This is a genomic window from Embleya sp. NPDC055664 (genome assembly GCF_053618075.1).
This window is the reverse complement of sequence record NZ_JBSHGZ010000037.1, coordinates 59,720-84,837: the sequence shown is the minus strand read 5'-3', so window position 1 is coordinate 84,837 and position 25,118 is coordinate 59,720. Positions and strand designations below refer to the sequence as shown.

Sequence of the window (25,118 nt, the reverse complement as noted above, 5' to 3'; positions counted from 1 at the left end):
CATGCCCCTGGACCCGCCGATCCAACGCATCATCGACCTGCTCGCCGACCACCGTTCCGCCGACCCGCCGCCGGGCACGTTGGCCGAGCGGCGCGAACTCGCCAACGCCACGATGCGGCTCGCCTTCACCGGTCGCCCCGACGACGTCACCGCGACCGACCACCGGATACCGGTTGCGGGCGGCGAGATCACCGTGCGCATCCTGCGTCCGGCCGGACTGCCCGCCGTCGCACCGGCGTTCTACTTCATCCACGGCGGCGGCTGGTTCCAGGGCGACCTGGACACCGCCGAAGTGGAACTGGGGCCGATCACCGCGCAGGTGGCCTGCGCGGTGGCGCTGGTCGACTACCGGCTCGCGCCCGAACACCCCTACCCGACACCGCTGGAGGACTGCGTCGCGGGCTATGCGTGGCTGCACGCCCATCACGCCGAACTGGGCCTGGACCCGAACCGGATCGCGGTCGGTGGCTGCAGTGCGGGCGGCAACCTCGCCGCGCTGCTGTGCCTGGTCGCCCGCGATCGGCAACTGCCTATGCCGGTAGCGCAGTTGCTGGACGTACCCGGCGTGGATCTGACCCGGATGGAACCCTCCGCCGGCCCGGAGGCGACCGCGGACCTCGGCGGGCTGACCCCCGAGGCGTGCAACGAGTTCTTCGACCTGTACCTGCCCGAAGGTGTCGACCCGCGCGACCCGCGCGTGTCCCCGCTGTTCGAGCCGGATCTGAGCGGACTGCCCCCGGCGGTGATCACCATCGCCGAGCACGACCCGCTGCGCGACCAGGGTGAGCGCTACCTGACCCGACTGCACGAGGCTGGTGTGCCCGCCGCCGCCTTCCGCGTTCTGGCCCACCTGCACGGCGGCTGGGTCATCCCCGGCACCGTCACCCACGCCCTCGTGGGCGACCTGCGCGCGGCGTCGGTGCGCCGCGCTCTCGCCGGCACGCTGGCCCCCTGACCCCGGCGCGGGGGGGGGGGGGGGCCCCCCCCGGCCCCCCCCCCCCCCCCCCCCCCCCCCCCCCCCAACCACCCCCCCACCCCCCCCCCCCCCCCCCCCCCCCCCCCCCCCCCCCCCCCCCCCCCCCCCCCCCCACGTACNNNNGGGGGGCGCCCGCGCCCCCCCCGCCCGGGGGCCCCCCCCCCCCGGGGGGGGGGCTCCGCCCCCCCCGGGGCCCCCCCCCCCCACGCCTCGGCCCGCTTCACTCCCATCCACCCCGATCCACCGTCCCCGACGAAACACGCGCCATCTTCGTCCGTTTCATCCATTTTTGTTCATTTTCACCCTCGCACGACCTTTGGAGGTCAGGGTGTCCGTCCACATCCGCAGACAGCGGGCCACTCGGCAAGTCGCGGCCAGACGCCGCCTCGTCGTGTCCCTCGGCTCGGTCCTCGCCCTCGTCGCCGCGCTGTTCGGCGCGGTCCCGGCCGGCTCGACGCCCGCCGCCGCGACGCCGCTCGTGCAGGGCAGCGTCGCGCAGTACGGCGTCGCCACACAGCTCAACGTCCCCGTCACCATGGCCGACGGAACCGTGCTCCGGGCGGACGTCCGCACGCCCGCCGCCGCCGGCACCACCACCCCCGCCGCCGGGTCGTTCCCGGTGCTGCTGACCCAGACCCCCTACGGCCGGGGCAGCGTCGAGGCCGAACTGTCCTGGTTCACCCAGCGCGGCTACATCACCGTCAGCGCCGACGTGCGCGGCACCGGCACCTCGGCCGGCTCCTGGTCGCCGTGGGCGCCGATCGAGGGCCAGGACGGCGCCGCACTGGCGAACTGGGCCGCCGCGCTGCCGCACGCCGACGGCAAGGTCGGCCTGTACGGCGGCTCGTACGCCGGCATCAACCAGATCATGACCGCCGCCGCCGTCGGCCCGAACTCGCCGATCAAGGCGATCTTCCCGCTTGTGGCGGGCAACGACCTGTACCGCGAACTGGTCACCATGGGCGGCATCCCCGACTCCCAGTTCATGTCCTTCTGGCTCACCTACACCGGCATCTCGCACATGACCGCGCCGCTGGCCGAGGCACTGCGCGAGGGCTCGACCCAGAACATCCTGGACACCCTCACCCTGGAGATCCAGCACCTCGGCGGCGTCGCCCAGTCCAACCTGCCCATCCTCACCGGCCTGCTCGGCGGCGGCGCGCAGGCATACGACGGCGCCTTCTGGCAGCAGCGGCGCCCCGCCGACATGCTGGCGAGCGTGGTCGCCAACGGCGTGCCGGCGTTCCTGGTCGGCGGCTGGTACGACCTGTTCCAGCGCGGCGCGTTGATGAACTACGCCGGGCTGCAGAACGCGTGGGCCGGTCGCCCGGTCGGCGCGCCGATGACCGCCGACCAGCCGGTCACCGACCGCTACCAGCTCCTGATGGGCCCCTGGTACCACGACCCGCGCCAGGACCCGACGCTCGACCTGCCCGCGCTGCACCTGCGCTGGTACGACAAGTGGCTCAAGGGCATCGACACCGGCATCACCGGCGCCGCGAACCCCAACCCGCTGCACGTCAAGGAACTGGGCACCAACCGCTGGCTGGACACCCGCGCCTACCCGTTCACCGGCGCCGACCCCACCCGCCTGTACCTGGACAAGGGCCGCACCGGCAGCGCCCCGGCCTCGGCCAACGACGGCGGGCTGAGCACGACCGCGCCCACCGCCAACGGCAGCGAGTGGATCAGCTGGACCGCCAACAACAGCCCGTGCACCCGCTCGACGGCCCAGTGGCTCGGCGGCTTCATCAAGGACCCGGCCTGTACCGACAGCAACACCGCGCGGGAGACCGGGACCGGCTCGCTCGTCTACACCACGGCCCCGATGACCGAGACCAAGGTGCTCGCCGGCCCGATCGGCGCGACCCTGTACGCCCAGTCCAACACCCCCGAGACGCACTGGGTGGTGACCGTCACCGACGTCGCCCCCGACGGCTCCTCGGTGCCGCTCAGCTCCGGCGCCCTGGCCGGCTCGCACCGCGCGATCGACCCGGCCAAGAGCTGGTACGCCCCGGACGGCAGCATGCTGATGCCGTACCACCCGTCGACCCAGGCGACCACGTCGTCCGTGCCGACGAACCAGGTCGTGCGCTACGACGTGGAGGTCTTCCCGACCTTCGCCTCGATCGCCCCCGGCCACCGGATCCGGGTGAACGTGACCACCGCGGACACCCCGCACCTGTCCGCCACGCTGACCCAGACGCCGGGCCTGCTCGCCGGCATCTGGCAGCTCAAGTCCGGTCCCGCCAACCCGTCGTCGGTCACCATCCCGCTGGCGCCGGCCTCGGCGTTCGGCACGGCGTGCACGAGCGTGTGCCCGTAGCGGTGCCCGCTCGATGACCGCCCGATGAGGGCATGACCCGCACGCGCCCGGCCGGGGGAGGCATCCCCGACCGGGCGCGTGCCCGTGTGCCGGCCGCGCCGGCACGCCGCCCGTGACCCGCGTCGCGCCGATCCGTGCCGCCCGCGACCACCGGTCGTCGGGCGGTTTCGCGGCTCTGGGATCCTGGGCGGATGCGCGTGGCACTGCTCGGGACGGTTCGGGCTCAGGGGGACGACGGGACGCCGATCGAGATCGGGGGCGTGCGGCTGCGCATGTTGCTGGCCCGGCTCGCGCTGGACGCCGGGCACGTCGTGTCGGTCGACACGATCGTCGACGGGCTGTGGGGCACCGAACCCCTGGCGGACGCCGGCAACGCGGTCCAGACGCTGGTGTCGCGGCTGCGCAAGGTGCTGCGGGCGGCCGGGGTGTCCGTGGACCTGGTCGGCGGCGGCTACCGGCTCGCGCTGCGCCCGGAGGACGTGGACGTACGCCGCTTCGAGGAACTGGCCGCGCGCGGTCGACGGGAGCTGGCGGCGGACCGCCCGGCCGCGGCGGCCTCGGTGCTGGCCGACGCGCTGGCCCTGTGGGAGGGGCCGGCGCTGGGCGACCTGGCCGACGCGCCATTCGCCCGCTCGGTCGCCGCCCGCCTGGACGGGTTGCGGGTGGACGCCGCCGAGGACCGGTTCGAGGCACAACTTCGGCTCGGTCGGCACGCCGAGGTGCTGGCCGACCTGGAAGCGGCCTGCGCCGCACATCCGTTGCGCGAGCGCAGCGCGGCGATGCGGATGCGCGCGCTGTACGCGGCGGGCCGCCAGGCCGAGGCGCTGGCCGTGTTCGAGGAGGTACGCGGCCGGCTGGCCGGGGAGTTGGGCGTGGATCCCTCGCCCGAATTGCGCGAGACCCATCTCGCGGTGTTGCGCGGCGAGGTGGCCGGCCCCGCCGTCGCCCGCCCCGAGCCGGTCGCGGATCACCTGCCGACCCGGCTGACCGGCTTCTTCGGCCGCGACGCGGAACTGGGGCTGCTGGGCGAGCTGATGGCCGGCTCCCGCCTGGTCACCCTGGTCGGCGCCGGCGGCGCGGGCAAGACCAGGTTGTCCGTGGAGGCGGTGAGCCGGCATCCGGCCCACGGGCGCGGCCGGGTCTGGTTCGTACCGCTCGCCGGCGTGCGCAGCGCGGACGGCGTGGTCGACGCGGTGTCGGCCGCGCTCGGCTCCTGGGACCTGCGCTCCTCCGACGCCCGCCCGCGCCGGACCGGCTCGCCGCTGGAGCGGGTGGCCGAACTGCTCGACGTGGGTGAGGCCGTACTGGTCCTGGACAACTGCGAGCACCTGGTCGACGCGGCGGCGGAGCTGGCCTACGGCCTGCTCGACCGGTTGCCGCGGTTGACCGTGCTGGCCACCAGCCGCGAGCCGCTGGGGATCACCGGCGAGGCGCTGTGCCGGGTCGGACCGCTGCCGATACCGGTGCCGATCCCCGAGCACGGCGCCGGGCCGGACCCGGACACGGTCGCGCAGGCCGCGTCGGTACGGCTGTTCCTGGACCGGGCCGCCTCCGTGCGGCCGGGCTTTCGACTGGACGCGGCCACCATCGGCCCGGTGGTGGAGATCTGCCGGCGCCTCGACGGGATGCCGCTGGCCCTGGAGTTGGCCGCCGCCCGGCTGCGGGCGATGAGCGTGGAGCAGATCGCCCGGCGGCTCGACGACCGGTTCCGGCTGCTGAACGCGGGCAGTCGGGCCGAGGCGCCGCGCATGCGCACGCTGCACGCGGTGGTGGAGTGGAGCTGGGACCTGCTCGCCGAACCGGAGCGTATGCTCGCCCGCCGGTTGGCGGTGTTTCCCGGCGGCGCGACCGTGGACGCGCTCGAAGCGGTGTGCGCGGGCGGGGAGTTGGCCGCGGACGACGTCTTCTACGTGCTCGGCTCGCTGGTGGAGAAGTCGATCGTGGACGCGGTCGGCGACGGCGAACCGCGCTATCGGATGCTGGAGACGGTACGCGCCTACGCGGCGGAGCAGTTGGACCGCGCCGGGGAACGCGCCGAGTTCGCGGCCCGGTTCGAGCGCTGGTGCCTGGACCTGGCGGAGCGGCACGACCCGCTCCTGCGCACCGCCGCGCAGTTGCATGCGCTTGCGGTCCTGGACGCCGAGTACGCCAACCTGATGGCCGCGCTGCGCGCCACGCTGGACGCCGGCGCGGCCGAGCCCGCCGCGCGGTTCGCCGCCGCGCTGTTCTGGTACTGGGGCATTCGCGGGATCGGCGCGCCGTTCGAGACGATCGTCCCGGAGGTGCTGGGCTTCGGCGACGCGCTGCCCGAGGCCGCGCGGGCCGCGTTCGGCGCGATGCACGTGCTGGCCGCGATCACCGTGCCCCGACTCGCGGACAGCGAGGAATTGCGCGCGGCACTGGCCGAATGCGCCCGGACGGACGTGGTCGCGCGCTATCCGGCGCTCGCCGTCGGGCTGCCGCTGGCCGCGTTCCTGTCCGGGAACGTCGAGATCGGCGAACGCGAGTTGACCCGGATGTCGAACGGGTCCGACCCGTGGGCCCGGGCATGCGCGCACTGGGCGACGGACTTCGTGTACAGCGACCGCGGCGACTGGACCTCCGGCGCGTCCGCGCGGGCCGAGGCGCTGCGCGGATTCCGGGCACTGGGCGAGCGGTGGGGCCTGGCGTCGGTGTCGATGGCCGTCGGCTCGCACCACTCGATCCGCGGCGAACACGCGCAGGCCGTCGCCGCCTTCGAGGAGGCGGTGGCGCTCATGGCCGAACTCGGCTCCGAGGACGACCTGGCCATGTACCGGGGCATGCTCGCGGCGGAGCGGATGCGCGCCGGCGACCTGGCGGGCGCGGAGCGCGAGTTGCGTGTCGCCGAGGCGCGGGCACGGGAGCGCGGCCACCGGCACCTGGAGTTGACCGTGCTCTCCGGTCGCGCCGAACTGCACCGCCGGATGGGCGATTTCGCGGCGGCCGAAGCGGCGCTCGACCGGCTGGACGTGCTTGCCGAGAGCCTGTCCCTGCCCGCCGAGATGGTCGGCGACCTGGTCGCCAAGGGCCGCGTGGCCACCCTCCTGGCCCGGGCCGCAAAGGGCGAGGGCGACGATGTGTCCGCGCGGATCCGGGAGTTGCTGGCGACCACCGCGGCCGGCGCGATCCGGCGAGGCGATTTCGCCGACGTCGCGCCGACGGCGGAGCTGCTCGCCGCGCTGTTGGAGGCGACGGGGCAGCCCGTCGACGCGGCCGAGGTGCTGGGCCTTGGCACGGCCCTGCGCGGGATCTTCGACGCGGGCAGCCCGGATCTGCGCGCCCTGGTCGACCGACTCGTCGCGATCCTGGGCGAGGAGGACCACCGGGCGGCCTACGACCGGGGCGCGACGTTGTCCCGGGACGCGGCGGCGACCGCGCTGACCGCCCGGCTCACCCCCGATGCCCGAGCCGACTCGGCGCCGAACCCGCGCTAGTAGAGCTGGAGTTCGATCAGGTTGCCGTCCGGGTCGCGGACGTGGGCGCTGTGCAGGGTGGGGCCCCAGGCCGGGCGGTGGGTGGGAGGGGTGACGGGGCGGGCGCCGTGCGCCAGGCACAGGGCGTAGCCCGCGTCCAGGTCGGTGACCCGGCTGACCAGCATGGTGCGGTCCTGGGTCGGGCCCGGGGCGGCGGCCGGCAGGTCCCCGGTGCCGACCACCGAGGCGAGCATCGCCCGGTCGAACAGGACCAGCGCACCCTCGGTGCCCACGTCCCAGCTCGCGTACGGGCCGTTCTCGTCGCCCTTGGCCCGGGTGGCGCCGATCAGCGCGGGCAGTACCGCGTCGTAGAAGCGGAAACACTCGGTGAAGCGGTCGACGAGCAGGCGTGGGTAGAGGGCATCCATCGCAACTCCTATTCATAGGTTGTCACCAATGATTGGTGTAACCCTACAATAACGTCATGGACGAGACCACACCCCCGACGCTGACCGCGCTCAGCACCTACCTGCTCTCCCGCGTCGGCAAGGCGGCCCGGAGTCGGCTCGGCGAGCAACTGGCGCTGCGGGGGCTGCGGTTGTGGCACACGGCCGTGCTCGCCGCGCTGGCCGACTTCGGCGCGCACGCCCAGCGCGACCTGGCCGCACGCCTCGGGATCCATGCCAGCGACGTGGTCAAGGTCCTCGACGAACTGACCGCCGCCGGCTGGGTGGAGCGCACGCGCGATCCGGCCGACCGCCGCCGGCTGCGGGTCACGCTCACCCCGGCCGGGCGCGCCGCGCTGGCCGAGCAGGAGGCGGCGGCGCGCGCCGTACAGGAGGAGATCCTGGCCCCGCTGGACGGCGAGGAACGTGCGCTCCTGCACGACTTCCTGCTCCGGATGCACCACGAACTGCCGCTTCGCTGATCCGAGACCGGGCGGTGCCCGCGCCCCCGAGGCGCCGATTTGGCCTGCGGATTCAAAGTGTGTTCGAGTATCCGGGCATGGGCATGATCCGGTGCAGTGGCCGGACGAAGATCACGCGCTCGGAGAGGAACACCAATGAGCGATCGCGGGATCCGGGAGTACGGCCTCGACGGGGAGTTGGCACGTGTCGCGGGTGTCGAGGTCCGACTCGTCGTGGACGGCTTCGCGGCCTGGGGCCTGGAGTGGGTCGACGGGCCCACGGTGGACCGGATGCGCGCCCACGTGGCCGCCGTACGGGCCGGCCGGCGGGGCATCGCGCCGCCCGAACACCGGCTCGACTACCGACGCCGGCAGAGCCCGCGCGCCTGGGCCGCGCGGGCCGTCGCCGCGATGCGGGACGTGAGTTCGGTCCGGGCCGTGGCCGCCGGCGCGGCGCTGCGGCGCAACCACCCGGCGGGCCGGAACCGACGCCCCGGCGCGCTGCGGCCGGAGGACCACGCGCTGCTCGACCTGGTGCAGCGGCTGTACGAGGGCAGCGCCGACCCGGAGCGGGCCGACCGGCCGGAGGACGAGCCGCTGATACGGCGGCTGCTGGCCGAGGGCAACCAGTCCAGGGAGGCGATGTGTCGCATCCTCAACGACGCCGACCCCGAACTCGGCTTCGGCGCCGACGACCTGCGCCGTACCGAGTCCGGCAGGCCGATCCTGCGCCTGGTGTCGGAGGATTCGAGCTGCTGAGGAGCACCCCCGGCGTGCCCGGCGTGCCCGCCACACCCGCTCAGCCGAACGCCGCCACGAACCGCGTGCGCAGGTCGTCCAGCCGCTCGGCCGGCTCGTTGGCGAACACCAGGCGCAGGTACGTGTCGCCCGCCGGCCCCCACCCGTTCATCGGCGTGGCCGCGACCCGGCCGAGCCGGAACAGCCGTTCGGCGGCGACCTCGGGCGACAGGCCCATCGCCACGGTGTCGATCAGCAGCGACCAGCCGCCGTGCGGGCGGACGCACGGATAGTCGGCGAGCCGGTCGAGGATCCTCGCGCAGCGGCCCTGCCAGATCGCGGTCGCGGCGGCGACGTCGGCGTCGGCGTCCGGTGCGGACAGCGCGGCGGCGACCGCCTCCTGGGCGATGCCGACCGGGCAGACCACATTGCTCAGGCCGACGAGTTTGACGTCGGCCATCAGCTCGGCGGGGCCGACCACCCAGCCGACCCGCCAGCCGATCATTCGCAGCTCCTTGGAGGCCGCGCCGCAGGTGACCGTGCGGTGGGCCAGACCCGGATGCGCGGCGGGGTGGTCGGGGCCCTTGCCGTCGAAGCGGATGCGCTCCATCGCCGCGTCGTAGATCACCCAGCAGTCGTGCTCGGCGACCGCCCGGGCCAGCGCGTCCCAGTGGCCGCCGTCGAGCAGCGCGCCGGTGGGCATCGCCGGCGCCATCACCAGCACGGCGGCGGTGTTCGGGCCGACGGCGGCGGCGAGTTCGTCCGGGTCGGTGTGCCAGCCGGCGGCGCTCGGCCGGCACGGCACATGGCGCGGGACGCCGCCGGCGAGGCGGATCCGGTTGACCAGGCCGGCGTAGATCGGGTCGGCGATCACCACCTCGCGCCCGGGCTCGACGGTGGCGAGCAGGACGTCGAGCACGCCGTTGAGGCCACCGGCCGCGTTGACCACCTCGGTGTCCGGGTCGTACGTGCGCCCCGCGATCCGGCCCACGTGCGCGGCGACGGCCGCACGCAGCCGCGCCGAGCCGTGGAACGGCAGGTAGCTGTTGGCGTCGTCGTCGTCGATCGCGGCCCGGGTGGCGGCCAGCGCCACGGCCGGCGGGCGGATGTCGGTGTCCAGGTTCTCCAGGCGCAACAACTCCGGGTCGTGCGCGGCGTCGGCCGCGTCGCCGACCTTGTCCACGCCGATGCCCGGGATGTGCCGGAGGCGGGTTACCCGAGTGACCATGATGCCGATCTCCCTCGAACATGCCGGTAAACTGGTACGTCGGTCCAGCATAATGAACGCCATGACCATCGCAAGGGAACCCGCATGACCATCGCGCGCGACATCGGCAACAACATCCGCGTCCTCCGCGAGGCGGCCGGCCACTCGCTCGCCGACCTCGCCGCGAGCGCGGGGCTGAGCAAGACCACGCTGCACGGCATCGAACAGGGCGAGGCCAACCCGACGCTCAGCACCCTGTGGGCGCTCGCCGCCGCGCTGGACGTACCGCTGGGTGGCCTGCTCGACGGCGGTGCGTCGGCCGTCACCGTGGTCCGGGCCGACCAGGGTCCGACGGCGCGCGGCGACGCGGTCCGGGCCCGCCTGCTGCACCGGGTGCACGTGCGCGGCTGGGTCGAGCTGTACGAACTCGACGTGGACACCACCGAACAGGTGTCCGACCCGCACCGGCTCGGCGTGGAGGAGTGCCTGCTGGTCACCGAGGGCCGGGTGGAGATCGGACCGGCCGCCGATCCGCGGGAGTTGGCGGCGGGCGACTCGATCCGCTTCGACGCGGCCCGGCCGCACGTGTACCGGGGGCTGGACGAGCACAATCGGGCGGTGCTGCTGATGGTGCATCACTGACCCCGGCGCCGGCGCCGCCGGAAGTGGGCGGGGTTACCGTACTGTGACCAACGTTCGTCGTATCGCAGCGAGTTCGGGGCGGTTGACTCCCGCTATGGCATCCTCTTTCGTCCTCGGGGATCCGGTTCGGCCGGACCTGCCGGGACCCTTCCACATCGGCACCATCGAGTTCCCGTTCTGGACCGGTGGGCCGGGGTTCACCCTCGCCAAGATCAGCTACCCGGCCGAATACGACGGTTGGCTGGCCCCGGCCGACCCCTCCGAGGGTTCGTACCCGTCGGTGATCATGGCGCCCGCGACCTGGACCGGTTCGAACATGTACGACTGGTTCACCGACTACGTGGTGCGGCACGGCTACATCGTCTTCCGCTACTTCCCGGAGAACATCCTCGCGCTCGACCCGCACATGCACGCGGACACCATCGGCGACGCCATCGACAAGCTGCTGGACATCGACGACGACCGGTTCAACCCGCTGCGCGGCCTGATCAAAAGGGACGCGTTCGCGGCGGTCGGGGTGTCCCTGGGCGGGGCCGGCGCGCTGCTCGCGGCGGCGCGGGACAGGCGCATCCGCGCGGTGCTGGGCTTCGCGCCGGGCCGCAACGTGAAGCAGGCCGCGTTGTACGCGGGGATCGACGTCGAGATCCGCACGGTGGCCACGCCCACGCTGATCGTGTCCGGTCAGAACGACCGGATCTCCCCCGGATCGGGGCTGCACTACCTCGACCTGGTTCCGCGCGGCTACAAGGCGTACGTCGAGATCTCCGGCGGGAACCACGTGCAGTTCCTCGACCCGTGCGACGTGGACATCCACCTGCCCGGGCTGCCTCGGGACGGCAAGCCCTCGATCACCTTCGCCGAGCAGCACGCGATCACCAACGTGTACGCGACCGCCTTCCTGCACGCGGCGCTGAAGGGATACGGCCACTGCGAGGCCCACGTGTCCGGCGCGGACGCGCTGCTGGCGCTGGCGAGCGGCGTACTCTCCGACCTGCGCTCGGTGGCGGGGCCGTTGCCGCTGCCGTTCCCCGCCGCGCCGGCGGGGGTACGCGGCGCGGCGGCGGCAGCGGTGCCGGCGGCGGTTGCCGGCGACCTCGTCGGCGCGGCCGGCACGGTGGCGTCGGCGCTGGCGCTCCGGGTCAACGGGCTCGTGCGGGACCTGGCCCGAGGGGTGGAACGGGTCACGACGGAGGTGGAGAAGCGCATCGCCCGCTAGCGCGGTGAAGGCCGACACTCGCCCATTTGGTGTGGTTCGCTCTCCTGTGTGTTTCCCGGCTTCGAGCGGCGTCGACCCTGAACTCATGGGTGACCGTGAACCGATGACCAAAGCCGTGCTCGTGCCCGCCGGCGCCGACCTCGTCGGTGCCCAGGGCATCCGGATCAGCGAACGTGTATCCACCGCGACGGTGGGCTCCGGACGCCTGTGCGGCTTCTTCGCCACGCTCGGACCGGGCGAGCGTACGGCCGTGCACCACCACGCGGGGGAGGAGACCGTCGTGCTGCTCACCGCCGGCAGCTGCGACGTCTTCTCCGGCGACGGGCTGAGCGGCGGAGTGCACATGCGGGTGGGCGACGTCGTGTTCATCCCGTCCGGCTGCGTGCACCAGGTGCTGGCCGGGCCGCACGGGTTCACCGTGTTCGAGGTCAGATCGGGCGGCACGGACCGGACCGAACTGGTCGACCCCGCCTGACCGCACATCCGTTCGCCGACCGAGCCGCCCGGTGCGGGGGTGTCGGGGTGGCAACACGCCTGGCACCCTGGGGGTGGGGCCGCGAAGTCGCGGGTGCCGCACGGGGTTACGGAGATGAGGAGACATCGATGACGAAGTCCTTGATCGACGAGATCGGCCGGGAGCGGGCCGCGGAATTGATGACCAAGGCCGTCGAGAAGGCCGTCGCGGACCTGCATGCGGCGGGTCTGCCGGCGATCGGCGGGGAGAACGGGCGCGTGTACAAGGTGTACCCGGACGGGACGAAGGTGTACGTCGACGAGGAGGAGTGACGCGCGGATCCCGCCGGCCGGATCCCGTGGAGCGGCCCGCGGGCCCCGCTCGCCGGGTCGATACGGTTGGGGTTCGCGAGCGGCGATCGGTGTGACCGAGGGCGTGCGCGTGGGTCCGGATTCCCGGGCCGCCGACTCGATCGTGCGACCGTTCGATCGTGAGCCAGGAGGCAGCAGCATGGAAACGCGCGTCGTCGACAACCCGGCGAAGTCCCGCTACGAGATATTCATCGCCGCCGACAACGCCGCAGAGGGCGCTTCGGGCCCGGTCGCGCCGCCGCTGCGGGCCGGCGAACTCGCGGGCTTCGCCGAATACTTCGTCAGCGGCGACGAGGTCGCCTTCACGCACACCGAGATCGAACCGCGCTTCGGCGGTCGGGGTCTCGGCGGGCGGTTGACCCACGCGGCGCTGGACGCGGTGCACGAGCGGGGCCTGGCGGTGCTGCCGTACTGCTCGTTCATCCGCGACTGGATCGCCAAGCACCCGGAGTACACCCACCTGGTCCCGGAGGACCGCCGCGACGCCTTCGGGGTGTAAGCCCCCGCCGCGGCGGACGGCGGCCCCGCGGACCCGTCCCGGCTACGACTCCACGGCCATCCGGATGCCCAGGGCGACCATCACCCCGCCGGACGTCTGCTCCAGCCGGCGCCGCACCTTGGCCCGGCCGAGCACGGTGCGCATGCGGCCGACGAACCACACGTACAGGCCGTAGAAGCCGATCTCGAAGGTGGCCCAGATCGCGGCCAGCACGACCATCGTGGGCAGTTGCGGCGAACCGCTCGGGACGAACTGGGGCAGGAACGACATCGCGAACACCGCCGCCTTCGGATTGGCCAGGTTCAGCGTCAAGGCCGCCCGATAGGCCCGCCACCTGCCGCCCGACTCCTCCTCGCCCGCCGCCCCCTCGGCCGCGGCGGTGAACCCGGTCAGCCCGTCCCGCCGCGCCGCCCGGATGGCCTGCACCCCGAACCCGACCAGCACCACGGCCCCGACGATGCGCATGATGTCGTAGGCCAAGTGCGACGCCGCCAACAACCCGGTCAGCCCGAAGGCCGCCGCGAGCCCCCAGAGGAACACCCCGCTTTCGTTCCCGAGCACGGCCGCGAACCCGGCCCGCCGACTTCGCAACGAATGCCGAATGATCAATACCGAACTCGGCCCCGGGCTGGCCGCGATCAACGCACAGGCACCCAGAAACGCCAACAACGTATGAGTCATCCCGGCATCCTGACCCCGAGACAACCCGCCCGGCCACCCATTTCCCCGGGCGCCGCGCCGGGAGCGTGACGGCGGTCTCGGGGAGGCGGGTTCAGGACCTGGCGCGCGTTCCAGGACACGCTGTCGGTGAAGTAGGTGTCGTAGAGCTCCTGGACATCCAGGAGGCTCTCGGGCGGCACGATGAGCGATCAGGCGGCGTCGAGGAGGATTTTCAGGAGTTCGTCCGGGGCGTCGCGCATCACGTTGTGGCCGGACGCGACGCTGTGCACATGCCAGGTGGGGTCCTGTGCCAGTCGCCGATGAACCTCCTCGAAGGGCGACTCTCCGTCCCAGCCGGTCGCGTATACGAAGTCCCGCCGCGCCACCCGGTCGAGGCCGCCTTCGAGCCGCACAGCCTGCATCAGCGAGGCCAGCGGGTGCGGCGTGGCCCGTGGATCGAAGAACGGCAGGGGCGCACTGGAGTATCCGTCGCGGCCGATGCCCCGGAGATACCACTCGCGCTCCTGGTCGTTGACCAGGGACCAGCACGATTCGCCGTCTTGGGGCACCAGGGCGTCGACATGGACGAGCCCTCGCACCCGATCCGGCGCCCGGTCGGCGGCACCGGTGATCACCATTCCGCCGTAACTGTGCCCGACGAGTACGGCGTCGGTGATTCGCTCGTCCGCCAGGAGGTTCAGCACGTCGTCGATGTGGGTGTCGAGGTTGACCGAGGCCGTGAGCAGATGTTTCCGGTCGCCGACGCCGGTCAGGGTCAGGGGGTAGGCGTCGTGGCCGTGCTCGCGCAACCGCCGGGCCAGAGGCTGGAAGGTCCAGGCGCCGTGCCAGGCGCCGGGGACGAGGACGAAGGTGGTCATCGGTCGCCTCGTGGTGCGGGGAAGGAGTGATCGGGCATGGGAGGGCGATCCTTTCGGCGGTTCGGTGGCCCCGGGAGGGGGTTCGGTCGGACGGGTCGGTACACCCGTCGGGTGACGCCGACCCCGCTTGGCCGCGGGCCGGCCGACGAGCTCACACCCCTGGTGGCCGGCGTGGACGCCGCGCACGCGTCCTGACGAGCACTCGATCGCATCAGTCGGCGACGGTGAGCACGATCTTTCCGGTGGTGCGGCCCGTCTCACCGATCTCGTGCGCCTTGGCCACCTGGTCGAAGGGCACGGTCGCGGCGATCTCGGCCCGCAGCAGGCCGGAGGCCACGAGGGAGGCGATCTCCCGCATACCGGCCTGGTCGGCTTCGGTGATCATGAAGGTGGAGCGCAGTCCGAGGGAGCGGGCCTCGACGGCCAGGTTCGCTTCGGCCGGGGAGGCGAGCGAGACGACGATGCCGCCCGTGCGCAGCGTCCGAAGGGAGCGTGGTCCGTAGTCGCCGCCGATGGTGTCGAGCACGACGTCGATGTCCGCGACCGCCGACGCGAAGTCGACCTCGGTGTAGTCGATCGTCTCGTCGGCGCCCAGCCCTCGCACGAAGTCGTGCTTGGCCGCACGGGCGGTACCGATCACGTACGCACCACGGGCCTTGGCGATCTGTACGGCGAGATGCCCGACACCGCCCGCCGCGGCGTGGATCAGTACCCGCCCACCGGGACGAACATCGGCGGTGTCGACCAGCGCCTGCCACGCGGTGAGCGCGGCCAGCGGCAACGCGGCGGCCTCCACATGCGAGAGCCCGGCCGGTTTGGCGACCAGGTGCCGTGCGGGCGAGACCACGTATTCGGCGTACGTCCCCGCCGGACGCGGCTGGCACGGCATGCCGAACACCTCGTCGCCGGGCTCGAACAGCGTCACGCCGGGCCCGACGGCCTCGATCACGCCCGACACGTCCCAGCCGAGCCGGATCGGGACGTCGCCCGCCAGTCCACCGGTGGCGCGGTGCCACCAGTCGGTCGGGTTGACCCCCGCCGCGTGTACTCGCACCAGTACCTCGGCCGGCCCCGGCTCGGGGCGCGCCACCTCGACGATCCTCAGCACTTCGGGGCCGCCGAACGAGTCCTGGCCGATGGCACGCATGGTCCGCTCCTTTTCCGGCCCTCCGGAACGAGAGCGCGCTGCTCGCACGGTCGGTCCGCACGATTTTTCGATCGTGATCACTGTCGATCTTCGCCCGGTTCGGATCAAGGCCGAAGTGTGCAAGGGTCGGTGATCCGAACTCACCAATGGAGGCGACGGTGGAACGGCACGAAATCGAGACCTTTCTGACGCTCGCCGAGGAGCTGCACTTCCGGCGGACCTCCGCGCGGCTGGGGCTGGCGCAGGGTCGGGTGAGTCAGACGATCAAGAAGCTGGAACGCCGCATCGGGGTACCGCTGTTCGAACGCACCAGCCGTCGGGTGGCCCTGACCCCGACCGGGCGGCAGCTCCGCGACGACCTGCTGCCCGCATACGAGCAGACCCAACGCGCGATCGCGCGGGCGATCGCGACCGGGCGGGGGATCACCGACACCGTGCACGTCGGCTACTCCACGCCGTGGGTGGGTGATCTCGTCGTCCATGCCGGCGACGTGTTCCGGGCCCGTCATCCCGACTGTGACGTCCGGGTGCGCGAGGTCGGGCTCGGCGATCCGCTCGGCGCCCTGCGGTCCGGTGAACTCCAGCTCCAGATCACCGAGTTCCCGATCGACGAGCCCGACATCCGGGCCGGTCCCGTGGTCTTCTCCGAACTTCGGGCCCTGATGGTGCCCGCCGCCCACCCCTTCGCCCGGCGGGAGACCCTGTCGCTGGAAGACCTCGCCCACGCGCCGCTGGTGACGGTCGCCGGAAGGATTCCGCAGGGTTGGCTGGACCACCACTTCCCGACCCACACGCCCTCGGGCCGGCCGATACCCCGAGGACCGGTCACCACGTTCTGGCCGGAAGTGCTCACCCTCGTCGCGGCCGGCAAGGGCGTGTTTCCCGTCTCCGCCCGCGCCGCCCACTACCACGCCCGCCCCGGCGTCGCATTCGTCCCTTTCCGGGATGCCCCACCGGTCGCCTACGGGCTGCTGTGGCCGAGCGCCGGGCAGATGCCCCGGGTACGCGCGTTCGTCGAGACCGTGCGCGAGGTCGCCGGCATCCCGGAGGGCGCCTCGACGTGATCCACCTCCCGCCCCGAACTCGCGGCCGCACCCTAGTCGTTCGATCCCTGCGGCGGTGTCGATCTCGTGCGCTGGGTGAGGACGATGCAGGCCAGGACGGCGAGGGCGGTGAGGGGGGTCGAGGGGGTCAGGGTCTCGTTCAGGATCAGTACCGCCCAGAGCAACGTCAGTAGCGGTTGGGCCAGTTGCAGTTGGCTGGCGGCCGGGACGCCGATGCTCGCCATGCCCCGGTACAGGACCACGAAGCCGAGGAACTGCGAGACGGCCGCGAGGTACAGCACGCCGGCGACGCCCTGGCCGCCGAGGTGGACCGGCTCGGTGGCCAGGCCCGCCGCGGCGGTCGCGGCGGTGAACGGCGACGCCGCCACCACGCCCCACGCGATCACCTGCCATCCGGGGAGGTGTCCGGCCAGTCGGCCGCCCTCGGCGTAGCCGGCCGCGCACAACACCAGGGCCGCGAACAGGTATCCGTCCGCCAGGCCGATGCCGCCGCTGCTCCGGGTCACCGCGAAGGCCAGGACCACCGCGGCCCCCGCGAGCGCCGCCGCCCAGAAGGTCCGGCTCGGCCGCTCGCCGGTGCGCAACACCGAGCACACCGTGGTGGCCAGCGGCAGCAGGCCGATCACCACCGCGGAGTGCGCGGTCGACGAGGTCTGCAGCGCGAGCGTGGTGAGCAGCGGGAAACCGAGGACGCAGCCGACGGCGACCACGACCAGGCCGAGCCGGTCCGCCCGACCGGGCAGCGGCGCGCGTACGGCGAGCAGCGCCGCCCCGGCCAACAGCGCGGCGAGCAGGCCGCGCAGACCCGTGACGCTCCACGGGCCGAAGCTCTCCAGGGCCCAGACGGTGGCCGGGAAGCTGAGCGAGAAGGCCAGGATCGCCAGTGCGGCCAGGGCCGTTCCGCCGACCGCTACCGACGCCGGGCGGATAGCGCTATTCTGTGCTGTCATGCACAACAGTAGCGGTGCGGTCGATCTGGTGGCGCTCCTGCGTGGTGAGTTGGACCGCTACTCGGTAGGCGAGAAGCTGCCGTCCAGTCGTTCGCTCGTCGAGCGCCATCGGGTCAGCCCGGTGACCGTCTCTCGCGCGATGGCCGCACTCGCCGCCGAGGGCCTGGTCGTCTCCCGCCCCGGTGCCGGCGTCTACCGCGCCGAGCCGACCCGCCGGGTGCCGGCGACCGGCGACACCTCCTGGCAGGAGGTCGCGCTCAGCGCCGAACCCGGCCTCCCGCCCCGGCGCAGCCCGGACGCGACCGGCGTGTTGTCCGCGCTCGCGGTGGCCCCGCCCGAGGTGATCGACCTCAACAGCGGCTATCTGCACCCGTCGCTGCAACCCGAGCGCGCGCTGGCCGCCGCGCTGTCCCGGGCCGGCCGGCGCCCCGGCGCGTGGGAGCGGCCGCCCATCGAGGGCCTGACCGAGCTGCGTGCCTGGTTCGCCCGGGACATCGGCGGCGCGGTCGCCGGCTCGGATGTGCTGATCACCGCCGGCGGGCAGAACGCGCTGACCACGGCGCTGCGTTCGCTGGTCGCGCCCGGGTCGCCGGTACTGGTCGAATCGCCGACCTACCCCGGCATACTGGCCGTCGCCCAGGCCGCCGGGCTGCGTGCGGTGCCGGTGCCGGTGGACGCCGACGGGGTGCGTACCGATCTGCTCGCCGACGCGTTCGCGGCCACCCGGGCGCGCGCGTTCGTCTGCCAGCCGCTGTTCCAGAACCCGACCGGTACGGTGCTCGCCCCCGAGCGGCGCGCGGAGGTGGTGCGCATCGCGCACGCGGCGGGCGCGTTCGTCCTGGAGGACGACTTCGCCCGCCGGCTCGGGCACGCCGACGCGCCGCCGCTGCCCGCGCCGTTGGCCGCCGACGACCCGAACGGCGTGGTGGTGCACATCCGTTCGCTGACCAAGGCCGGCTCGCCCAGCCTGCGGGTCGCCGCCCTGGTCGCGCGCGGACCGGCGTTCGAGCGGCTGCGCGCCGTCCTGGCGGTGGACAGCTTCTTCGTGCCGCGCGTGCTCCAGGAGACCGCCCTGCAACTGGTCTGCGCCCCGGGCTGGCCGCAACACCTGCGCACGCTGGGCATCGCGCTGCGCGATCGACGCCGGGTCGTGGTCGACGCGCTGACCCGGCTGCTGCCCGAACTGCTGCCGGCCCGACTGCCGTACGGCGGCTACCACTTCTGGCTGCGGCTGCCCGACGGCCGGGACGTCCGGGCGCTGACCTCGGCCGCGCTGCGCGCCGGCGTCGCGGTCACGCCCGGACCGGGCTACTTCACCGCCGAGCCCCCGGCCCCGTACCTGCGCGTGGGGTACGCGTGCGCCGAGGGCCCGGAGCGGCTCGTCGAGGGCGTGGAGCGGCTGTATCGGGCCTACACCGGGCAGGCTTGAGGGCCCGGTCGGGCCCGCCCGACCGGGAGCATGCTTCGGAACCACCCTTGCCTCGCCCATCGACCGCCACCGTCAGGTGTACGGCCGGGTGATGATCTCCATGTTGTGGCCGTCCGGGTCGGCGAAGAACGCGCCTCGGCCGCCGTTCCACGTGTTGATTCGTCCGGCCAGGCGCCGGTCCGGATCGGCGTACACGCTCACCCCGGCGCTGCGCAGCCGGTCCACGATCGCGTCGAACTCGGCCTCCTCGACCAGGAACGCGTAGTGCTGCGGGGCCACCCGCTCCTCGGGCGCGTCCCAGAAGTCGAGGGTGACCCCGTTCGCCGTGCCGACCGGGAGGAACGGGCCGTAGGGCGCGCCGACGGTCAGACCCAGGACATGCGCCAGGAAGGCGGCGGAGCGGCGCTTGTCGGTGGCGACGACGATGGTGTGGTTGAGCTGTACCGGCATCTCGACTCCTCGGCTGGGCGGCGCGTCGGGGGCCGGCCCGCGCCGTGTCCCCTGATCCTCGATCGCCGGACGACCGGCCGGCAGAGACCCGGACATCCAGGGACCGGCGATCCCAGGGTGGGCGCTCCACTGCTGCGTGGGGCGTGGTCGTGGCAGCGTTCGGACAGTCACCGCCGGCGCCTTTCGGACGGCCACCGGCGACCTCCCCGCCCTGCCCGGAAGGCTTCGCCATGCCCGCATCCGACACCGCTCCCGGTCTGCGCCGGCCCGGCGCCGCCCTTGCGTTGCTCGCCTTCGCGAGTCTGATCACCTCGCTCGACTACAACATCGTGTATGTCGCGCTGCCCGACATCGGCGCGGGCGTCGGCTTCTCGGCGCAGACCCTCCAGTGGGTGGTGAGTGCGTATGCGGTGGTCTTCGGCGCGTTTTTGCTGCTCGGCGGCCGGATGGCCGATCTGCTGGGCCGGCGGCGGATGTTCGTGCTCGGCATGGGCCTGTTCGCGATCGCCTCCCTCGCGGGCGGTCTGGCCGGCGTCCCCGGAGCGCTGATCGCCGCCCGCGCCGGGCAGGGCCTGGGCGCCGCTCTCCTCTTCCCCGCCACGTTGTCCCTGGTCAACACCACGTTCGCGGAGGGCCGGGCGCGCAATCGGGCGCTCTCCGTGTGGGCCGCGACCGGCTCCGGCGGGCTGATCCTCGGTTCGCTGCTCGGCGGCGTACTCACCCAGGCGCTGGGTTGGCAGGCGGTGTTCTTCGTCAACGTGCCCCTGGCCGGCTGCGCCGCGCTGCTCGCGTTCGTCGCACTGCCGGCCGATCCGGACCGCTCCGTCGGCCGCCGCTTCGACGTGCCCGGAGCGCTGACCGCGACGGTCGGCTCCACGTCGATCGTGTTCGCCCTCGTGCAGGGGCCCGAACAGGGCTGGACCGCACCGCGCGTACTCGCCGCCGGCGCGGTCGGGATCGTCGCCCTCGCCGCGTTGTCGCCGATCGAGCGGCACACCGCCGACCCGTTGATGCCGCCGCACCTGCCGCGCAACCGCAACCTGGGCACCGGGATGGCCGTGACGTTCCTGTTCATGGCCACGCTCGGCACGCTGCCGTACTTTCTGACCGTCTACTTTCAAGGTGTACACGGGTATGGCGCGCTGCGCACCGGCTTCGCGTTCCTGATCCCGCTGGGTGGGGGCTTCCTCGGCTCGCTGCTCGGCGGCCGGGCGGCGACCCGGTTCGGCGTACGGTCCACGCTGCTCGTCAGTCTGGCCGCGAGCGCACTCGGCGTGGTCGCGATCGGCCTGGGTATCTCCGCACACGGCGCCTACCTCGACCTGGTTCCCGGCCTGCTGGTCTTCGGGCTCGGCCAAGGCGTCGTCTACACCACGATGTTCGCCGCCACCGCGACCGGTGTGCCGGCCCCGGAGCAGGGCGTCGCGTCGGGAATGGCGTCCACGGGGCAACAGGTCGGCGGGGCGATGGGCCTGGCCGTACTGGTCGCACTGGCCAACTCCGGGACGGGCGACGGCCGGAGCGGTGAGGCGCTGCGGGTGGCGACCGCACACGGCCTGCGCGTCGCGGTGTTCGGCGCGGCCGTCGGTGCGGGGGCAGCCGCACTGGTCGCGCTGAACTTCCGGCGGGCGGGGAGCGGCGACCGGGCGGCGGAGCGGGATTCGGCCGCCGAGGGCTCCCGGGCCGGCGCGTCCTGACCACGGGTGGGTCGGCCGCACCGCCCGGGACGGGGTCGGTCAGGTGGTCGGGATGCGATCGGCCGGGACCTCGTAGATGATTTCGAGGCCGTCCTCCTCGTCCATCTGCTCGCCCGTCTCGACGAAGCCGAAGCCCTGGATGGTCGCGAGCGACGCGGAGTTGTCGGGGGAGATGGTCACCCGGACGATCCGCACGTCGGGCTCCTCGGCCGCGCGTACGAGCAGCGACCCGAGCATCGCCCGCGCGTAGCCTCGGCGGCGCGCCTCCGGCACCACGGTGTAGCCGATCTCCACCATGCCGTTCTCGTCCGGCGGCCCGTGATAGCCGGCGTAGCCGACCACCGCGCCGTCCGGTTCGGAGACCGCCGCCCGGACCAGCCACGGGGCGCTCGCCGGGTCGGCGGTCACCTGGTCGAAGCGGTATCGCCACAACCAACGCGCCTCTTCGGACACGAAGAACTCGGGCAGGTCGAGGCCGGTCTGCTCACGGGCCTCGGCCAGGTCCCCGGCCAGCAGGGCGGTCAGCGGTCGGCCGACCAGCGGGATCCAGCGGACCTGCCGCTCGGAGGTGGTGGACGGGGGTCGGGAGGCATCAGCGGGATTGTTCACCAGCGGATCATCGGCGACGGTCGAGCGGCCGTCCATCGCATTTCCCGCCGCCCCTGCCGCAATCGCCCGTTCGGACGCGAGCCGCCTCGCCTCGGCCCCCGCTCATGCCGGTCCTCGCTCGCGCCGGCCCTTGCCGGTGCCGGGACAGGCCGCTCCCGCACCGGTCCCGGGCTTTCACCCCGCCGAGCCCGAAGGGCTCAGTGCACCGAGAGTCCGCCGTCGACGAAGATCGACTGGCCGGTGACATACGCCGAACCGGCACTCGCCAGGAACACCGCGGCGGCGGCGAAGTCCTCGGCCACGCCGTTGCGTCCGACCATGGTGCGGGCGGCCAGCGCGGCGACCCGCTCCGGGTCGGCGGACAGTCGGGCGTTGAGCGGGGTCATCACGAACCCCGGCACCAGCGTGTTGGCAGTGACGCCGTGCGGCGACCAGGCCTCGGCCTGGGAGCGGGCCAGCGACTCCAACCCGCCCTTGGACACGCCGTAGACGCCGCTTTGCACGAACGCGCGGTGTGCCTGCTGCGAGGAGACGTGGATGAGCCGGCCGTAGCCGCGCTCGGCCATGCCGGGGCCGAACCGCTGCCCGAGCAGGTAGGGCGCCGTCAGGTTCACCGCCATCGTGGTGTCCCACACGTCGTCGTCGATGTCGCCCATCGGCGGGCGCAGGTTGATCCCGGCGCTGTTGACCACGATGTCGGGTTCACCGAAGATCTCGGCCGCCGCGTCGGCCGCGGTCCGTACCCCGGCGCGGCTGCCAAGGTCGGCGCTCACCCAGGCCGCCTTGGCTCCCCGGGCGGTCAACTCGTCGACGGTGGTCACCAGTTCGGCCTCGCGCCGGGCGAGGACCACGACACTCGCGCCCGCCCGGGCGAGCGCCCCGGCGATGGCCCGGCCGATGCCGGAGCTGCCGCCGGTCACCACGGCGACCCGGCCGTCCAGCGAGAACAGTTCGGAGAGATATCCCTGCGCGCTCATGTCCGCACCCTAGTGACTCGATCCCCGTCGTGGAGGCGGGGGTCGGGCCGGGTCGTCGGGCGGTGTCGCAGGGGCGTCGACCGGCGTTTCGGATCACTCGCCGGAGGAGCCGCGTCGGGCCGGGAAGCCGTGTGTACGGGCGCCGATCACCACGGCCAGGACCGGGACGAGCAGCACCAACACGCTCCACGGGAAGGACGTGGCGCCGAGTGCGTCGAGCAGGATCGCGCCGACCACACCGCCGCCGGCCATCGCCACGTTCCACAGCGTGACGAGCATGGCCTGCGCCGCGTCCGCGTCCTCGCCGCCCGCCTCGCCGACGGCGGTCTGGAGGAGCGTGGGTGCACCGCCCCAGCCCAGGCCCCACAGGATCGCCGCGAGATAGACCATGGCGTGGCTGTCGGAGAGCACCGCGAGCACCCCGGCTCCGGCGGCGAACAGCAGCGTGGCGGCGATGGTGAGCGCGCGCAGCCGGCCGTGGATCTGCGCGCCGACGATCCAGATGCTCACCAGCGATGCGCCGCCGAATACGAGCAGGACCAGGTCGGTGGAGCCGTCCATGTGGACGTGGTCGAGGTAGGAGGCGATGTAGGTGTAGAGGATGGTGTGCGCCAATACGAACACCAGCGTGACGAACAGGACGGGGCCCACCCCGGGAATGGCCACCGTGCGCAGCAGGGGCTTACGTTCGTCCGGGCGTTGGCCGGGGTGGTCGGGGACGAGCGCGACGATCCAGCCGATCAGCAGCACCGCCAGCGCGGTCATGATCCAGAAGGTGGTGCGCCAGCCGAACGCGTCGCCGAGGAAGGTGCCGGCCGGTACCCCGAGGGACAGCGCGACGGGGATGCCGGCCATGACGATGGCGATCGCCCGACCCTGAAGGTGCGGGGGCGCCAGGCGGCGGGCGTATCCGGCCAGCAGCGCCCAGGCCACGCCCGCGGCCACGCCGGCCACGAAGCGGGCGACCATGGTGAGCGGGTAGTTCGCCGAGACCGCGGTGACCGTGTTGGCCGCCGCGAAACCGCCCATCGCGGTCAGCAACAGCCGCTTGCGACGCCAACCGGCGGTGGCGGCCGACAGCGGGATCGCGGTCAGCGCGGTGCCGATCGCGTAGATCGTCACGGATTGGCCCATCGCGGATTCGCCGACCCCGAGATCGGAACTCATCGCGGGCAGCACCCCGGCCGGCAGCGTCTCGGTCAGGCTGGTCGTGAACACCGCGGTGGCCAGTGCCAACAGCGCGCCCATCGGCAGCTTTCGGTGGGCGATCGTGGTGTGGGAAGGTGATTGTGCGGTGATGTCGTTGCTCATGCTGCGTATGCTCGAACCCTCACATTGATGTGAAGGTCAAGCGACGAGACGTGAGGTGGATCACATGCGTATCGGAGAGTTGTCGGAGCGCACCGGTACCCCCCGACGACTGCTGCGCTACTACGAGGAACAGGGCCTGATCGTCGCCGATCGTTCGGCGAACGGATACCGGGACTACGACGAGTTCTTCGTGGACCGGGTGATGCAGATCAGGGGCCTGCTCGACGCCGGATTGCCGACCCGGATCATCCGACAGATCCTCCCCTGCCTCGACAAGCCGAGGATCATCCACTTCCCCGACGCGACGCCGGAGATGATCGCCACGCTCGAACACGAGCGCGATCGAATGACCGAACGCGTCAACTGCCTGATCCGCAACCGAGACGCGATCGCCGAATACCTGGACGCAGTCCGCACCGACCGCCCCTTGGAAACCACCACGGCCCCCTCCTGACGACCCCCGGCGTGGGTACCGCCCCCTGCCCGGGCCCGTCCCTCGCCCCACACCACTCGAACACGCCCACCAACTCCGCACCCGGGCCGTCCCCCCGGGCCCCAAGCCCCTTGCCCACCCTTCCCGTTCAAGCCGCCGCGATCTCCGGGAAGCCGAACGCGAACACCTCGCGCAGCACGAAGACCGCGCGCTCCAGCGGACTCGACCGCTCCGGCAACAACAGGGCCGCCATCGAGATGGAGTCGGCCGATTCCGCCGACCGTTCCGGATCCTGGTACGGGTCGGTCGGCAGCGGCTCGGGCAACCAAGCCCGACGTACCCCTCCCGCCGCACCCGCGCCGACCGCAACACGTCGATCGAGATCCGGGTGACCACGGCGGACAGGAACGCCTTCGCCGACACGGGCCGGGTCGGCGACGTCTCGTAGCGCAGCCAGGTCTCCGTGCCGCGTCCTCGGCCTCGCCGACGCTGCCGAGGAGGCGGTAGGCGATCGAGAACAGCAGCGGCCGCAACTCCTCGAACTCCCGGGTGCGGGCCGCCCCGACGCCTTCCCGGAACATCACGCCGTCGCCTCCTCGAACCCCCGTCGCCGCCACGACGGGCAACGCGGCTGCCCACGCGGCACCAGCCGCCGCCCCAACACCCCGCCGCCACCTGCCACGAACACCCGCATACCCGTCACCCTCCCGTATCGGAAACCGGCCTCACGACCCGAGACGAGA

Annotated in this window: 24 protein-coding genes and 1 pseudogene; 14 read left to right on the top strand and 11 right to left on the bottom strand. The window is 73.0% G+C overall.

What is annotated here, in order from left to right:
- The first annotated feature begins 1 nt into the window (after nucleotide 1).
- From ACWGR4_RS39110 to ACWGR4_RS39100, 3 genes are all read left to right on the top strand, one after another.
- Nucleotides 2–955 carry an alpha/beta hydrolase gene (locus ACWGR4_RS39110; protein ID WP_452134134.1) on the top strand — a complete coding sequence of 318 codons (954 nt, stop codon included), beginning with the start codon at nucleotides 2–4 and terminating at the stop codon, nucleotides 953–955.
- 349 nt (nucleotides 956–1,304) lie between these two features.
- Nucleotides 1,305–3,302, top strand: coding sequence for a CocE/NonD family hydrolase (locus ACWGR4_RS39105; protein ID WP_452132355.1), 1,998 nt, complete (start codon nucleotides 1,305–1,307; stop codon nucleotides 3,300–3,302).
- A gap of 191 nt (nucleotides 3,303–3,493) precedes the next feature.
- Nucleotides 3,494–6,757 (top strand): BTAD domain-containing putative transcriptional regulator, encoded by a 3,264-nt coding sequence (locus ACWGR4_RS39100; RefSeq protein ID WP_452132354.1) that lies wholly within the window; start codon nucleotides 3,494–3,496, stop codon nucleotides 6,755–6,757.
- Here ACWGR4_RS39100 and ACWGR4_RS39095 read toward each other — a convergent pair.
- A complete protein-coding gene (locus ACWGR4_RS39095) occupies nucleotides 6,754–7,164 on the bottom strand; it encodes a VOC family protein (RefSeq protein ID WP_452132353.1) in 411 nt (136 codons plus the stop codon). The two genes, ACWGR4_RS39100 and ACWGR4_RS39095, sit on opposite strands and share 4 nt — an antisense overlap.
- 56 nt (nucleotides 7,165–7,220) lie before the next feature.
- Between ACWGR4_RS39095 and ACWGR4_RS39090 the strand changes: the two genes are divergently transcribed.
- Both ACWGR4_RS39090 and ACWGR4_RS39085 read left to right on the top strand, forming a co-directional pair.
- Complete coding sequence (locus ACWGR4_RS39090; RefSeq protein ID WP_380003568.1) at nucleotides 7,221–7,664, top strand: MarR family winged helix-turn-helix transcriptional regulator; 444 nt, start codon at nucleotides 7,221–7,223, stop codon at nucleotides 7,662–7,664.
- A gap of 135 nt (nucleotides 7,665–7,799) precedes the next feature.
- On the top strand, nucleotides 7,800–8,402 hold the full coding sequence (locus ACWGR4_RS39085) for a hypothetical protein (protein ID WP_452132352.1): 603 nt from the start codon (nucleotides 7,800–7,802) through the stop codon (nucleotides 8,400–8,402).
- A gap of 40 nt (nucleotides 8,403–8,442) precedes the next feature.
- Here the strand turns inward: ACWGR4_RS39085 and ACWGR4_RS39080 are convergent, their stop codons facing one another.
- Nucleotides 8,443–9,609 (bottom strand): pyridoxal phosphate-dependent aminotransferase, encoded by a 1,167-nt coding sequence (locus ACWGR4_RS39080; protein WP_452132351.1) that lies wholly within the window; start codon nucleotides 9,607–9,609, stop codon nucleotides 8,443–8,445.
- 84 nt (nucleotides 9,610–9,693) lie between these two features.
- Between ACWGR4_RS39080 and ACWGR4_RS39075 the strand changes: the two genes are divergently transcribed.
- The 5 genes from ACWGR4_RS39075 (at nucleotide 9,694) to ACWGR4_RS39055 (ending at nucleotide 12,770) form a co-directional block, all read left to right on the top strand.
- Entirely contained in the window at nucleotides 9,694–10,230 is a 537-nt protein-coding gene (locus tag ACWGR4_RS39075; RefSeq protein WP_452132350.1) for a helix-turn-helix domain-containing protein, read from the top strand.
- Between the two features lie 94 nt (nucleotides 10,231–10,324).
- The gene (locus ACWGR4_RS39070) at nucleotides 10,325–11,446 is read left to right on the top strand and encodes a poly(ethylene terephthalate) hydrolase family protein (protein WP_380003573.1); all 1,122 of its coding nucleotides are present in this window, start codon (nucleotides 10,325–10,327) and stop codon (nucleotides 11,444–11,446) included.
- A gap of 103 nt (nucleotides 11,447–11,549) precedes the next feature.
- Entirely contained in the window at nucleotides 11,550–11,921 is a 372-nt protein-coding gene (locus ACWGR4_RS39065; protein ID WP_452132349.1) for a hypothetical protein, read from the top strand.
- A 128-nt stretch (nucleotides 11,922–12,049) separates the two neighbouring features.
- Nucleotides 12,050–12,232: a hypothetical protein gene (locus ACWGR4_RS39060; RefSeq protein ID WP_452132348.1), complete on the top strand. Its 183-nt coding sequence runs from the start codon at nucleotides 12,050–12,052 to the stop codon at nucleotides 12,230–12,232.
- A 178-nt stretch (nucleotides 12,233–12,410) separates the two neighbouring features.
- Entirely contained in the window at nucleotides 12,411–12,770 is a 360-nt protein-coding gene (locus ACWGR4_RS39055; protein WP_380003577.1) for a GNAT family N-acetyltransferase, read from the top strand.
- A 42-nt stretch (nucleotides 12,771–12,812) separates the two neighbouring features.
- Here ACWGR4_RS39055 and ACWGR4_RS39050 read toward each other — a convergent pair whose 3' ends face one another.
- The 3 genes from ACWGR4_RS39050 to ACWGR4_RS39040 all read right to left on the bottom strand — a co-directional run bounded on the left by ACWGR4_RS39050 (nucleotide 12,813) and on the right by ACWGR4_RS39040 (nucleotide 15,455).
- Nucleotides 12,813–13,451: a LysE family translocator gene (locus tag ACWGR4_RS39050; RefSeq protein ID WP_452132347.1), complete on the bottom strand. Its 639-nt coding sequence runs from the start codon at nucleotides 13,449–13,451 to the stop codon at nucleotides 12,813–12,815.
- 188 nt (nucleotides 13,452–13,639) lie between these two features.
- Entirely contained in the window at nucleotides 13,640–14,308 is a 669-nt protein-coding gene (locus ACWGR4_RS39045; RefSeq protein WP_380003579.1) for an alpha/beta fold hydrolase, read from the bottom strand.
- Nucleotides 14,309–14,519: 211 nt separating this feature from the next.
- Nucleotides 14,520–15,455: an NADP-dependent oxidoreductase gene (locus ACWGR4_RS39040; protein WP_380003580.1), complete on the bottom strand. Its 936-nt coding sequence runs from the start codon at nucleotides 15,453–15,455 to the stop codon at nucleotides 14,520–14,522.
- A 158-nt stretch (nucleotides 15,456–15,613) separates the two neighbouring features.
- Here ACWGR4_RS39040 and ACWGR4_RS39035 point away from each other — a divergent pair, with 158 nt between their 5' ends.
- Nucleotides 15,614–16,519: a LysR family transcriptional regulator gene (locus tag ACWGR4_RS39035; protein ID WP_380003581.1), complete on the top strand. Its 906-nt coding sequence runs from the start codon at nucleotides 15,614–15,616 to the stop codon at nucleotides 16,517–16,519.
- A gap of 32 nt (nucleotides 16,520–16,551) precedes the next feature.
- On the opposite strand, the gene ACWGR4_RS39030 is transcribed toward ACWGR4_RS39035, so the two are convergent.
- Nucleotides 16,552–17,469: a DMT family transporter gene (locus ACWGR4_RS39030; protein WP_452132346.1), complete on the bottom strand. Its 918-nt coding sequence runs from the start codon at nucleotides 17,467–17,469 to the stop codon at nucleotides 16,552–16,554.
- Between ACWGR4_RS39030 and ACWGR4_RS39025 the strand changes: the two genes are divergently transcribed.
- Nucleotides 17,468–18,898 carry an aminotransferase-like domain-containing protein gene (locus ACWGR4_RS39025; protein WP_452132345.1) on the top strand — a complete coding sequence of 477 codons (1,431 nt, stop codon included), beginning with the start codon at nucleotides 17,468–17,470 and terminating at the stop codon, nucleotides 18,896–18,898. The two genes, ACWGR4_RS39030 and ACWGR4_RS39025, sit on opposite strands and share 2 nt — an antisense overlap.
- A gap of 72 nt (nucleotides 18,899–18,970) precedes the next feature.
- Here ACWGR4_RS39025 and ACWGR4_RS39020 read toward each other — a convergent pair whose 3' ends face one another.
- On the bottom strand, nucleotides 18,971–19,348 hold the full coding sequence (locus tag ACWGR4_RS39020; protein WP_452132344.1) for a VOC family protein: 378 nt from the start codon (nucleotides 19,346–19,348) through the stop codon (nucleotides 18,971–18,973).
- A 230-nt stretch (nucleotides 19,349–19,578) separates the two neighbouring features.
- Here ACWGR4_RS39020 and ACWGR4_RS39015 point away from each other — a divergent pair, with 230 nt between their 5' ends.
- Nucleotides 19,579–21,045, top strand: coding sequence for an MFS transporter (locus tag ACWGR4_RS39015; RefSeq protein WP_452132343.1), 1,467 nt, complete (start codon nucleotides 19,579–19,581; stop codon nucleotides 21,043–21,045).
- Nucleotides 21,046–21,084: 39 nt separating this feature from the next.
- Here ACWGR4_RS39015 and ACWGR4_RS39010 read toward each other — a convergent pair whose 3' ends face one another.
- From ACWGR4_RS39010 to ACWGR4_RS39000, 3 genes are all read right to left on the bottom strand, one after another.
- Nucleotides 21,085–21,654 (bottom strand): GNAT family N-acetyltransferase, encoded by a 570-nt coding sequence (locus ACWGR4_RS39010; RefSeq protein WP_452132342.1) that lies wholly within the window; start codon nucleotides 21,652–21,654, stop codon nucleotides 21,085–21,087.
- Between the two features lie 197 nt (nucleotides 21,655–21,851).
- Nucleotides 21,852–22,631, bottom strand: a complete 780-nt coding sequence (locus tag ACWGR4_RS39005) for an SDR family NAD(P)-dependent oxidoreductase (protein WP_452132341.1) — start codon at nucleotides 22,629–22,631, stop codon at nucleotides 21,852–21,854.
- Nucleotides 22,632–22,724: 93 nt separating this feature from the next.
- Nucleotides 22,725–23,942 carry an MFS transporter gene (locus ACWGR4_RS39000; RefSeq protein ID WP_452132340.1) on the bottom strand — a complete coding sequence of 406 codons (1,218 nt, stop codon included), beginning with the start codon at nucleotides 23,940–23,942 and terminating at the stop codon, nucleotides 22,725–22,727.
- 64 nt (nucleotides 23,943–24,006) lie between these two features.
- Between ACWGR4_RS39000 and ACWGR4_RS38995 the strand changes: the two genes are divergently transcribed.
- The gene (locus tag ACWGR4_RS38995; protein ID WP_380003593.1) at nucleotides 24,007–24,396 is read left to right on the top strand and encodes a MerR family transcriptional regulator; all 390 of its coding nucleotides are present in this window, start codon (nucleotides 24,007–24,009) and stop codon (nucleotides 24,394–24,396) included.
- Between the two features lie 130 nt (nucleotides 24,397–24,526).
- Here ACWGR4_RS38995 and ACWGR4_RS38990 read toward each other — a convergent pair.
- Nucleotides 24,527–24,956 (bottom strand): annotated as a pseudogene (locus tag ACWGR4_RS38990) (sigma factor); the annotation flags it as partial.
- Between the last annotated feature and the right edge of the window lie 162 nt (nucleotides 24,957–25,118).

Bases quoted from the DNA above. Each gene is read 5' to 3' on its own strand.
- ACWGR4_RS39110 (WP_452134134.1), top strand. From the start codon at position 2: ATGCCCCTGGACCCGCCGATCCAACGCATCATCGACCTGCTCGCCGAC.
- ACWGR4_RS39100 (WP_452132354.1), top strand. From the start codon at position 3,494: ATGCGCGTGGCACTGCTCGGGACGGTTCGGGCTCAGGGGGACGACGGG.
- ACWGR4_RS39095 (WP_452132353.1), bottom strand. From the start codon at position 7,164: ATGGATGCCCTCTACCCACGCCTGCTCGTCGACCGCTTCACCGAGTGT.
- ACWGR4_RS39090 (WP_380003568.1), top strand. From the start codon at position 7,221: ATGGACGAGACCACACCCCCGACGCTGACCGCGCTCAGCACCTACCTG.
- ACWGR4_RS39085 (WP_452132352.1), top strand. From the start codon at position 7,800: ATGAGCGATCGCGGGATCCGGGAGTACGGCCTCGACGGGGAGTTGGCA.
- ACWGR4_RS39080 (WP_452132351.1), bottom strand. From the start codon at position 9,609: ATGGTCACTCGGGTAACCCGCCTCCGGCACATCCCGGGCATCGGCGTG.
- ACWGR4_RS39075 (WP_452132350.1), top strand. From the start codon at position 9,694: ATGACCATCGCGCGCGACATCGGCAACAACATCCGCGTCCTCCGCGAG.
- ACWGR4_RS39070 (WP_380003573.1), top strand. From the start codon at position 10,325: ATGGCATCCTCTTTCGTCCTCGGGGATCCGGTTCGGCCGGACCTGCCG.
- ACWGR4_RS39065 (WP_452132349.1), top strand. From the start codon at position 11,550: ATGACCAAAGCCGTGCTCGTGCCCGCCGGCGCCGACCTCGTCGGTGCC.
- ACWGR4_RS39060 (WP_452132348.1), top strand. From the start codon at position 12,050: ATGACGAAGTCCTTGATCGACGAGATCGGCCGGGAGCGGGCCGCGGAA.
- ACWGR4_RS39055 (WP_380003577.1), top strand. From the start codon at position 12,411: ATGGAAACGCGCGTCGTCGACAACCCGGCGAAGTCCCGCTACGAGATA.
- ACWGR4_RS39050 (WP_452132347.1), bottom strand. From the start codon at position 13,451: ATGACTCATACGTTGTTGGCGTTTCTGGGTGCCTGTGCGTTGATCGCG.
- ACWGR4_RS39045 (WP_380003579.1), bottom strand. From the start codon at position 14,308: ATGACCACCTTCGTCCTCGTCCCCGGCGCCTGGCACGGCGCCTGGACC.
- ACWGR4_RS39040 (WP_380003580.1), bottom strand. From the start codon at position 15,455: ATGCGTGCCATCGGCCAGGACTCGTTCGGCGGCCCCGAAGTGCTGAGG.
- ACWGR4_RS39025 (WP_452132345.1), top strand. From the start codon at position 17,468: ATGCACAACAGTAGCGGTGCGGTCGATCTGGTGGCGCTCCTGCGTGGT.
- ACWGR4_RS39030 (WP_452132346.1), bottom strand. From the start codon at position 17,469: ATGACAGCACAGAATAGCGCTATCCGCCCGGCGTCGGTAGCGGTCGGC.
- ACWGR4_RS39020 (WP_452132344.1), bottom strand. From the start codon at position 19,348: ATGCCGGTACAGCTCAACCACACCATCGTCGTCGCCACCGACAAGCGC.
- ACWGR4_RS39015 (WP_452132343.1), top strand. From the start codon at position 19,579: ATGCCCGCATCCGACACCGCTCCCGGTCTGCGCCGGCCCGGCGCCGCC.
- ACWGR4_RS39005 (WP_452132341.1), bottom strand. From the start codon at position 22,631: ATGAGCGCGCAGGGATATCTCTCCGAACTGTTCTCGCTGGACGGCCGG.
- ACWGR4_RS39000 (WP_452132340.1), bottom strand. From the start codon at position 23,942: ATGAGCAACGACATCACCGCACAATCACCTTCCCACACCACGATCGCC.
- ACWGR4_RS38995 (WP_380003593.1), top strand. From the start codon at position 24,007: ATGCGTATCGGAGAGTTGTCGGAGCGCACCGGTACCCCCCGACGACTG.